The following is a 9,199-nucleotide window of genomic DNA, read 5'->3' as shown; positions in this document are numbered from 1 at the left end:
GACTCGTGCTCGGGGCGGGCTTCGGCGAGCATCCGAAGTGCGCGCTGGCGAAGTTCAGGGTCATATTTGCTTGGCATCGTAGTTCCATCCTTGTATAAAGATCGGAACTCAAACCAGGCCAATTCAGTGCGCGCCACGGTGACGGTTCCGGGCCAGGACCCGGTATCGAAGGAAGCCGAGGCGCCCTTCTCGGTCGGCACCGAGAGGATCGATGTCTCGGCGCAGAAGCGCTTCACGCCGCTGGGCGACGAGAATGCCGAGACCGAGAACCTCACCGGCGTGACCGCCGGCGACAGCGTCGGCGTCGTGCTGCGCGCGCTTAACGCGGACGTGCCTCGGAGCACGGTGCTCGACAGCCTCCGCATCGTCGAACCGGGCGAGGGATCGAACGCGAGGTTCTTCGGGGACGATCTGCGCTTCGGCGGTTTCGACATGAGCACGCCCGAACGGATCGCGGCGGCATGGCCGGCGGGCGCCACGGGCGCCGTGGTGACGTGGAGCTACGACGACGGCACCACCGCGACCGATGAGCCGACGGCGGGCGAGGCGATGCCAGCGCCGGCCACGGGCAAGACCGTGACGGGCTTCGAGGTCGTCTTCACCGGTGCCATCGCCCCGGGAGCGGTGAGCGAACTGCGCTACCGGCTCGACTCCAGCGTGGACGAGGACTTCGTGCCCGCAGGGGGCACCAGCGGCAAGCTGCGGAACACGATCGACGTCACCGGTGCCCGCGAGGGGCTCGACCCCGATGAGGCGAGCGCGAGCGCGACGGTCGCCTACGTGGCGCCGCGCATCGACGCATCGATCGACAAGCGGGTCGGTCCCGGCGTCGTGCTGCCCGGTCAGCAGGTCGTGGTTCAGCTCGGCACCGAGGTTAAGACCGACGGCGGCCGCACGAAGCCGACCAGGATCGTAGTGGAGGATGCGCTCGCGGGCGACGGCACCTTCTGGGACGCCTTCGACGCGAAGCGGATCCTGCCGCCGATCAGCCGACCCACCACGAGTGCGGGCGCGCAGGCGAGCCTGCTGATCGAGTATCGCGACGCGGCCGGCACCTGGAAGACGCTCGTCGTGAACCCCGACGCCGATACGGCCGTCGACGTGGAAGCCGAGGCGGGCGAGGAGGTGACCGGACTGCGTTTCGTCTACGCGAACGTCGCCGGTTTCGACCAGGTCACCTATGTGAAGCCCAACATCCTGTTCGAGGCCCGCGACGAGCTGCGCAGCAGCGGGAAGCCGACCGCGGGTGCGTTCGACGGGCGGCCCGAGGCCTACGAGAACACGGCCTCGGTCGAGGCGACGGGCAAGCTCGACGAACGGACGGTGACGGGCGAGGACGAGGACCGCGCATCGGTCGGCATCCGAGGCGAGGAGGGCGGCCCCGGCCCGGAGGGCCTGTGGGCCGGCAAGACCTGGCAGCACGATGCGCTCACCTCGCAGTCGGGAGCCTCGTCCTGGACGACTCAGCGGTGGGCGGTGACGCGGGAGGGATACTCCTCGGCGGTCCTGCAGGATCCCGCATCGCCGACGGCCTCGGGCGAGGGCACGGTCTTCGAAGCCTTCGACCTGACGCACGTGCGTCCGATCCGCACGAGCGGCCCGGTGGCCGATGCGACCGTCGATCCGATGCTGCGCTGGGATCTCGTGACCGCGGTCGAGCTGTGGGACGGCGCCCGGTGGGTTCCCGTCGCGGCCCCCTCGGGCGGCTGGACGGACGCCGGCGGATTCGTCGGGTACACCCTCACCGCCGCTGAGCGCGAGTGGGCTCGCGGAGTGCGCCTGATCCTCGCCGAGAACACCGCGGCGCGCGAAGCCGCGGCCGAGGCAGGCGACCTGACGGCGCCCGCCGCGGGCAGCGGGATCGCGGCGTCGGGCGAACTGCGCTCCTTCCGTCTGGACTGGAAGCTGCGCGATCGCGCGCGGACGGCGGACGGCTCCCTGAAGTGGGTGAAGGAGAAGGACACCTCCTTCAACTGCGACGGCGGAGGCGACGGCTGCGTCGACAACGTCTTCCGCCTGAGCGGCACGACATCGGACGGCGCCGAGCACTCGGACACCGCGAACGACACGATTCAGGTGATCGACGCGGCGCAGAACGTCGCGCTCGACAAGCGGGTACAGGCGCTCGGCGTCGCATCGACGCCGTGCACGGTGTCGGCCGCGGCCTCCGACTGCGTTCAGCTGGTCGTGCCGAACGCGGGCGAGCTGGATCCGGCCGACTACCCGCGGGCGCGCTACACGCTGACCACGCGCAATTCCTCGGAGCGATGAAGCTGGCGAAGATCAGGGTCACCGACACTTCGACGGGCAAGCTCGCGTCGGGCGACCGGGCGCCGGAGCGCGGCATCGGCGACAGTCCCTTCCAGGGACGGGACTTCGCCCGGGAGGTCGAAAGCCCCGAGGGCAATCACTTCGACGCGTTCGACCTGACCGCGGTGAGCTTCGGCACGCTGCCTGGCTACATCGATCGGAACGAGAGCACCGTCGAGCTGTGGCTGTTCGACGGCGGGAGGCTCGCCACGCAGCGGTTCACCCTGCAGCAGGTCCTCGACGGGGACGCCGGCTTCGCGGCCGCGCTGCCCGACACGATCGGCATCGCGATCACCTACTCGAGCGCAGACCCCGAGGCGAACGGCAATCGCATCCCGGTCGGCGAGGATCTCGTCGCTCACCTCGATATGCGGATGCGCGCGACCGAGCGCGCGAGCGGTGATCCCGTGCGCGGCGGTGAGTCGGGCTCCGTCATCATGCTGCCCAACGAGGCGATCTCGCGCGGTTGGGACGCGGTGGTCGATCCCGATGCCCAGCCCACCAGCCGGGACACCGCGGATGTGCAGCTGAAGCAGGCGCGGGTCGACGTCGGCCTCGTCAAGGAGGTCGCGGTGCAGCACGGCGGCTCGAGCGATCGGACGATCATCGAGACCGAGCCGCAGGCACCGGTCGACGTGCGTCTCACCGCCGATCCGGCCGGAGCCACGGCACCGCACGACACGCTCGAGATCTCGGACACGACCGAGGGGTTCTGGCAGCGTTTCCGCCTCGTCGGGTTCGGCACTCCGACGCTGCCGGCGGGCAGCGACCGTGCGATCCCGCGCGTCTACGTGGTCGACGCGGCGGGAGCGGGGAGCTGGGTCGATCTCGCGGACTTCACGGGCGATCTCGCAGACGTCCGAGGCGTCGGCATGGTGTTCGACCGGGCGGACGGGGACCTCTTCCCGCAGGGATCGGCCTCGTGGTCAGCCTCGTGGGGAACCGCGGTGCTGCCCTTCACCGTGCAGCTGCGCGAGGGCGCCGAAGTCGACTGGACCGATGATCGGCAGCGGAACGAGGCGAGCGCCGCGGCGACCAACATCCGCTACGGAACCGCCGACGCGAAGGACGACGATGAGGTGACGTTCTCACCCGGCGCCAACCGCCTCCAGGTGGTCAAGCGCGCGCCGAACGACACCACGACGCACCGGGTCGCCCCGCTCTCGAGTCTGCCGTGGCGACTCGAGCTCACCAACAGCGGCACCAGCTTCCTGCCGATCGAGCAGGTGGTCGACGCGCTGCCCGCCTCGCTGAGCTGGGACGGTGCGGCGCCGGTGCTGACGAGCAGCGCGGAGTCGAGCGAGCTCATCGAGAACGCTCCCGACATCTCGATCGGCGAGGACGGTCGTCTCGTCTTCGACTGGAGCGGCGACTCGCCGCGTCTGAACCCGGGCGAGACCGTCACTATCAAGCTCGGCCTCATCATGCAGCCGTTGCGGGCAGGGGAGAAGGCCACCAACCGCGTCGTCGTGGAGAAGACCGGTGTGCCGTTGACGGAGGAGAGCTGCGTGCGGCCGAACGACTTCGGCCAGGAGCCGGCGGCATGGGATCCCGAGGAGCCGACGCTCTGCGGCAACACGAACTTCGTGCAGCCGAACCCCGGCACGGTGATCGCACCACGCAAGACCGTGAGCGGCGAGCCCGGCCCGACCCTGGGCGAGGACCTCGTGCACGGCGCGCTCAACACGCGCACCCTCGAGGACTGCGAGCCCGGCTACTTCGTGCCGCTGGGGTCGGCGTACACGCGGTTCCCCTGCGCCTCCTACACGGCTGCGGGCGCGACCGATACCTGGAAGCTGGAGAACTTCAACGCCGGCACGGTTCCGCTCGCGCGCATGACGGTGGTGGACATGCTGCCCGCCGCGAACGACCGCCTGCTCGACGGGGGCGCGGCGCGCGGGTCCACCTTCCGCCCCGTACTGGCGGAGGCCTCCTCCGACGCCTTCCGCGTGAGCGGGCTGCCCGCGGGCGCCCACTACACGATCGAGGTGACGACGAATGCCGATGCCTGCTTCGGAGCCGGGTCGGGATCGCTCTGGGCCGACGACCCCGAGTGCGTCGACACCGCGACCAATCCGGCGAACGCCGATTGGCAGCCGCTCGACGACTTCGCCGGCGACCGCACCGACGTCGTAGGCCTGCGCTTCGTCTTCGAGATGTCGGGCGAGCCTCTGCAGCCCGCTGAGAACATCGTGATCGAGTTCGAGACGGTGAACGCGCTCGATGGCTCGACCGGCGCGCTGCAGCCGACCCTCGCGCAATTCCGGGACCGTCAGTTCGCCTGGAACCAGCATGGCATGGTCGCGTGGGACGGCGCGGGCAACCGCGTCTATCTCCCCGCTACTCCGCAGCCCGCGGGCGTGACGGTGAAGACCGGTTCGCTGGTCGTCTCGAAGTCCGTGCTCGGCGAGGGCACCGCCCATGCGCCCGAGTCGTTCCCCGTCGAGCTCTCGTGCACCGTGCCGAGTGGCACGAGCTTCGAGCGCGTCGCACTCGACCTCGGTGATCAGGCGCTGCTGACGGTGCCGCGCGACGGCTCCGTGACGGTCGACGGCCTGCCGATCGGCGCCGACTGCACCGCACGCGAGAGCGGCGACGTCGGAGCGCACGGAGAGAGCGGGCGCTCCATCGTCCCCACCGCGGGTGTCGAGCCCTCGACGGACGGAACGTCGGCCGAGCTGCGCATCCGCGAGCGCGGAACGGACGACGCCACGCTCCTCGAGCTGGCGAACATCTACACGCTCGGAGAGCTCGTGGTCGAGAAAGCGCTGCTCAGCGGCAACGGCTACGAGCCCGACGATCGCGACCGGCGGTTCGCGTTCGAGTTCGAGCTGATCTGCGCGGTCAACGGCATGGAAGACCCGATCGTGCGCACCTTCACCCTCCGCGGCGGTGAGCAGGAGCACCTGACTGGCCTGCCCGCGGGCGCGCGCTGCGAGCTGACCGAGACGAACACGGGCGGAGCGCTCGAGACGTCGATGACGGTCGGCGGCGACGAGACCGAGGGATCGACCCGCGGCGGCCTGGTGATCGGCCCGGACGGGGAGCACGTGCTCGTATCGAATGTGTTCGACGGGCCGGTGCCTCCGGCGGATCCGCGTTTCGGCGGACTGGTCGTCACCGGCGGTACCGTCGCCTGGCTGGTCGTCGGCGCGCTGCTGTTGGTCGCCGCGGGTGGCGGGGTGCTGATCGCCCGCAGGCGCCGCGCCGATGCGGAGCGCGGGCTCTAGCCCTCCGGGTCGCGCGCGGGCGCCGGGTTCTTGCGAGCCCGGCGCCCGTGCGCGTTCGCGCGAGCCGCACGGCTACTCGCGGCTACGATGGAGGTCGTCCGGGGAGCGCCCCCGCAACACCGATCGAAGGGAAAGACGTCATGTGCGTACGCGTGAGCTGCGACAACTGCGCGAAGCCGACCTGGCAGGGCTGCGGCGAGCACATCGAGGATGCGCTCGCGGGGGTTCCCGCCGCGGAGCGCTGCACCTGCGCTCGCTGAACCGGCTCAGCCGGTTCGGGCACCCGAGGCGCTGAGCCTCGCGAAGGCGAGAGGCAGCGCCTCGGCGACGTCGAGCGCGGTGATCGGTCGCCCCCGGTTCGCAGCCTCCGCGGCGCCGCCGAAACCGGCGCCGCCACCGGCGCTGTCGCCGCAGCCGGCACCGCAGGCATCTGCGCCGTAATCGCTCGAGCCGCAGTCGCCGCTCGCGATGCGTGCCGCCGCGTCGTGCAGTTGCGCTGCTGCTGCGCCGAGGTCTCGCAGCAGCGAGGGATCCCGGCGCACCGCCTCCGCATCGCAGGCGACGAGCGCGCCGAGCGCCCCCGCCAGCACGTCTCCCGTACCCGCTGTCGCGAGCCATGGCGTGGCGGGGCCGACCGCTGCGGCGTCGCCGGTCGGAGCGGCGGCGATGGTCGTCGATCCCTTCAGCAGCACAGTCGCGCCGAGGCGGGCCGCGAGGCGCGAAGCACCCTCCGCGAGCACCTCCGCGTCGGCGGCAGCGGGGTCCTCGCGCCGGGGCCACCCGACGGGCAGCCCGCCGAGCCCGCACGCCTCCCAGAGTCGTTCGAACTCCCCGCGGTGCGGGGTGAGGATCATGGGTGCGGCGGGACCGGGCGGTAGGGATCCCTCGCCACCGCGTGCGCCCGCGGCCTCGGTCGCGAGTCCCAGCGCCCCCGCATCGACCACCACCGGGGCGTCGCCGCGCAGCAGCTCTCGCAGCGCCGCCGTCTCAGCGGCGGATCGCGACGCCGGGTCGGTGCCCGAGCCGATCAGCCAAGCGTCGCACGGCCGCCCCGCGGGCTCGCCGAACACCGTCTCCGGACGCACGGCGAGCACGGCCGCCGCAGGATCGGGCAGCCCCGCACCGCGGGGAGGCGCATCCGAGGCCGAGGGCGCGCCTCCCGAACCTTCCGTGGGCGGCACGTACCGCAGCATGCCGATGCCGGCGCGCCAGGCCGCTGTCACCCCGAGCACCGCGGCGCCCGGGTAGTCCGCCGAGCCGGTGCGCACCCCGAGCACGCCGCGGCGGTACTTGTCGTCGGCCGGCCCCGGCGCGCGCAGCCGAGCGGCCGTGCGCTCGGCGCTCCACCGCTCGAGCGGCATCGCTCAGCCGTCCGCCTGCATGCGGTCGAGGTATTCGCGCACCGCGCTCTCGACGCGCCCCAGCGCGGCCTCGGCCGCGGCGCGCCGCTCGGAGGCGGATCCCTCGTCGCTGAAGGTGTCGAGATACACCTTCAGCTTCGGCTCGGTGCCGCTCGGGCGCATCATCACGCGCGAGCCGTCGGCCAGATCGTAGCGCAGCACATCGGCCGGCACTGCGGCGAGGCCCGGCGTGAGCAGATCCTGGGCGCGGTCGACGGAGATCCCGGCGAACTCGGCGGGAGGCGACTGCCGGACCCGTGCCGAGAGCGCGCTCGCCGCCGCCATCGACTCGAGCCGCAGCGTCACCTGACCGCTCGCGAAGTGCCCGAACCGCTCGCTCGCATCGTCGAGCAGATCCCACACCGTGCGGCCCTGCGCCTTGCACTCCCGCGCCATCGCGATCGCGTCGGCACTCGCCGAGATGCCGTCCTTGTCGCGCACCACGTGCGGGTGCGTGAGGTAGCCGAGCGCCTCCTCGAAGCCGAAGATCAGCCCGGGCACCCGCGATACCCACTTGAATCCCGACAGCGTCTCGGCGTAGTCGAGCCCGTAGGCTCGTGCGACGGCTCCGAGCGCGGGCGACGACACGATCGTGCAGGCGAGGGATCCGCGGGGTTCCTCGCCCGCGAGGGCCGCGCGTGCGCGCTCGCGCTCGGCCGCGCGCCAGCCGAGCAGCAGCCCGAGCTCGTTGCCGCTCAGCCTGCGATAGCCCTCCTCGGTGCCGGGATCGGGGAGCGCGACGGCGAGCCGGTCGGCGTCGGGGTCGTGCGCGACGATGAGATCCGCACCGGCCTCGCGCGCGTCGCGGAACGCGAGGTCGAGGGCGCCGGGCTCCTCGGGGTTCGGGAACGAGACCGTGGGGAACGCGCCGTCCGGCCGGTCCTGTTCGGCGACGGGCTGCACGGACGGCAGTCCCGCGGCGACGAACACCCGGCGGGCGGTGTCGGCGCCCACACCGTGCATCGCGGTGTAGACGACCGTGAGGTCCTCGCAGGCGCCGACCGAGGTGCCGGGGGCGTCCGCCTGCTGCGGCAGCCCCGCGAGTACGGCGGCGGCGGTGATCGCGACGTAGCCGTCGGCCACCTCGGGGCCGGCTGTCCCGTAGTGCGTCGACCGCGGCAGCTCGGAGACCGGTCCGGTCGCGACCCGCTCGATGTGCGCGGCGATCTCCGCGTCCGACGGCGGCACGATCTGGGATCCCTCATCGGCGTCGCCCAGATAGACCTTGTAGCCGTTGTCCTGCGGGGGGTTGTGGCTCGCCGTGATCATGACGCCTGCCGAGACGCCCAGGTGGCGCACGGCGAATGCGGTGAGGGGCGTGGGGCCGGGCTCGGGGAGCAGTGTGACGCTCACCCCGGCGCCCGCCATGATCTCGGCGGCATCGCGGGCGAAGACGTCGGAGTTCACGCGGCCGTCGTAGCCGATGACCACCGACGGCGGGGTCGAGGCTGCGCCCGCGGCCGCCCTCTCGAGCAGGAAGGCCGCGAAGCCGGCGCTCGTCTGCGAGACCACGACGCGGTTCATGCGGCGGGGGCCGGGGCCGATGCGGCCGCGCAGGCCGGCAGTGCCGAAGCTCAGCCGGCCGCCGAAGGAGGCGCGCAGCTCGTCGATCGCCGCCGCGTTCCCCGTGCGGGCCAGAGCGACGAGATTGAGCGCCGCCCCCCGCGTCTCGGGGTCGATGTCGAGAGCGGCCCAGGCTTCGACCTCGGCGAGCAGGGCGTCCGTGTCGGGTGCTGCCATTGCCATCCCCTTTCCCGTGCCGGCCGGCGCCGGAGTGGTTTCAAGCTACCACCCGTCGGGCCCGCCCCTCCAACTCGTGCCCGGGTGCGCGGCCGCCGCGCTCTCCGGATGTTCTCGGACGCGCGTGGCATCATACCCGGCATGGGTATTCGACGAGATGCGTTCGCCAGGGCCGGGGTCGCCGCCATCGCCGCACTGCTCCTGACCGGGTGCGCCCAGGGCGCCTCCGCGCCGGGCTCGACGGAGGGCGAGGGATCGTACGGGAGCGGCACGTCTCGCGCGCAGGAGGCCGTTCCTGCGGCGCCGGTGCTCGAACGACTCGGACTCGACATCGCCGACCCGCGCGCCGCGATCGACGCCCTCGACGCGCTTCCCGTCGCGGAGCGCCTAGCTGTACCCGGTCAGGACGTTGGTTCCAGTCGGCTGATCGGTGGGAAGCCTCTCAGGGCTGAGTGGCAGCGTCCAGTGTTGTAGAACTCGAGCCAGGGTGCAAGCGCCCTCGTGCGTTCCGTGTTCGTG

General features: G+C 72.1%; 4 protein-coding genes and 1 pseudogene. 2 read left to right on the top strand and 3 right to left on the bottom strand.

Translation table 11 applies throughout. The features are described 5' to 3' along the window. The first annotated feature begins 126 nt into the window (after positions 1-126). Together J4H91_RS15040 and J4H91_RS15035 are read left to right on the top strand one after the other, a co-directional pair. Positions 127-2,271: a hypothetical protein gene (locus J4H91_RS15040; protein WP_208047065.1), complete on the top strand. Its 2,145-nt coding sequence runs from the start codon at positions 127-129 to the stop codon at positions 2,269-2,271. Beyond that, the gene (locus J4H91_RS15035; RefSeq protein ID WP_208047064.1) at positions 2,268-5,540 is read left to right on the top strand and encodes a DUF5979 domain-containing protein; all 3,273 of its coding nucleotides are present in this window, start codon (positions 2,268-2,270) and stop codon (positions 5,538-5,540) included. The genes J4H91_RS15040 and J4H91_RS15035 overlap by 4 nt, the downstream gene beginning before the upstream one ends. A 266-nt stretch (positions 5,541-5,806) precedes the next feature. Here J4H91_RS15035 and J4H91_RS15030 read toward each other — a convergent pair whose 3' ends face one another. From J4H91_RS15030 to J4H91_RS15020, 3 genes and pseudogenes are all read right to left on the bottom strand, one after another. Continuing rightward, positions 5,807-6,901 carry an ADP-dependent NAD(P)H-hydrate dehydratase gene (locus J4H91_RS15030; protein WP_208047063.1) on the bottom strand — a complete coding sequence of 365 codons (1,095 nt, stop codon included), beginning with the start codon at positions 6,899-6,901 and terminating at the stop codon, positions 5,807-5,809. A 3-nt stretch (positions 6,902-6,904) separates the two neighbouring features. Next, on the bottom strand, positions 6,905-8,680 hold the full coding sequence (locus J4H91_RS15025) for a phospho-sugar mutase (RefSeq protein ID WP_208047062.1): 1,776 nt from the start codon (positions 8,678-8,680) through the stop codon (positions 6,905-6,907). Between the two features lie 401 nt (positions 8,681-9,081). Next, a pseudogene (locus tag J4H91_RS15020) lies at positions 9,082-9,199 on the bottom strand (IS481 family transposase); the annotation flags it as partial.

The organism is Leucobacter ruminantium (assembly GCF_017565705.1).
Taxonomy (GTDB): domain Bacteria; phylum Actinomycetota; class Actinomycetes; order Actinomycetales; family Microbacteriaceae; genus Leucobacter; species Leucobacter ruminantium.
The sequence above is the reverse complement of the archived record's forward strand: the minus strand, read 5'-3'. Positions and strand labels throughout refer to the sequence as shown.

Bases quoted from the DNA above. Each gene is read 5' to 3' on its own strand.
- J4H91_RS15035 (WP_208047064.1), top strand. From the start codon at position 2,268: ATGAAGCTGGCGAAGATCAGGGTCACCGACACTTCGACGGGCAAGCTC.
- J4H91_RS15030 (WP_208047063.1), bottom strand. From the start codon at position 6,901: ATGCCGCTCGAGCGGTGGAGCGCCGAGCGCACGGCCGCTCGGCTGCGC.
- J4H91_RS15025 (WP_208047062.1), bottom strand. From the start codon at position 8,680: ATGGCAGCACCCGACACGGACGCCCTGCTCGCCGAGGTCGAAGCCTGG.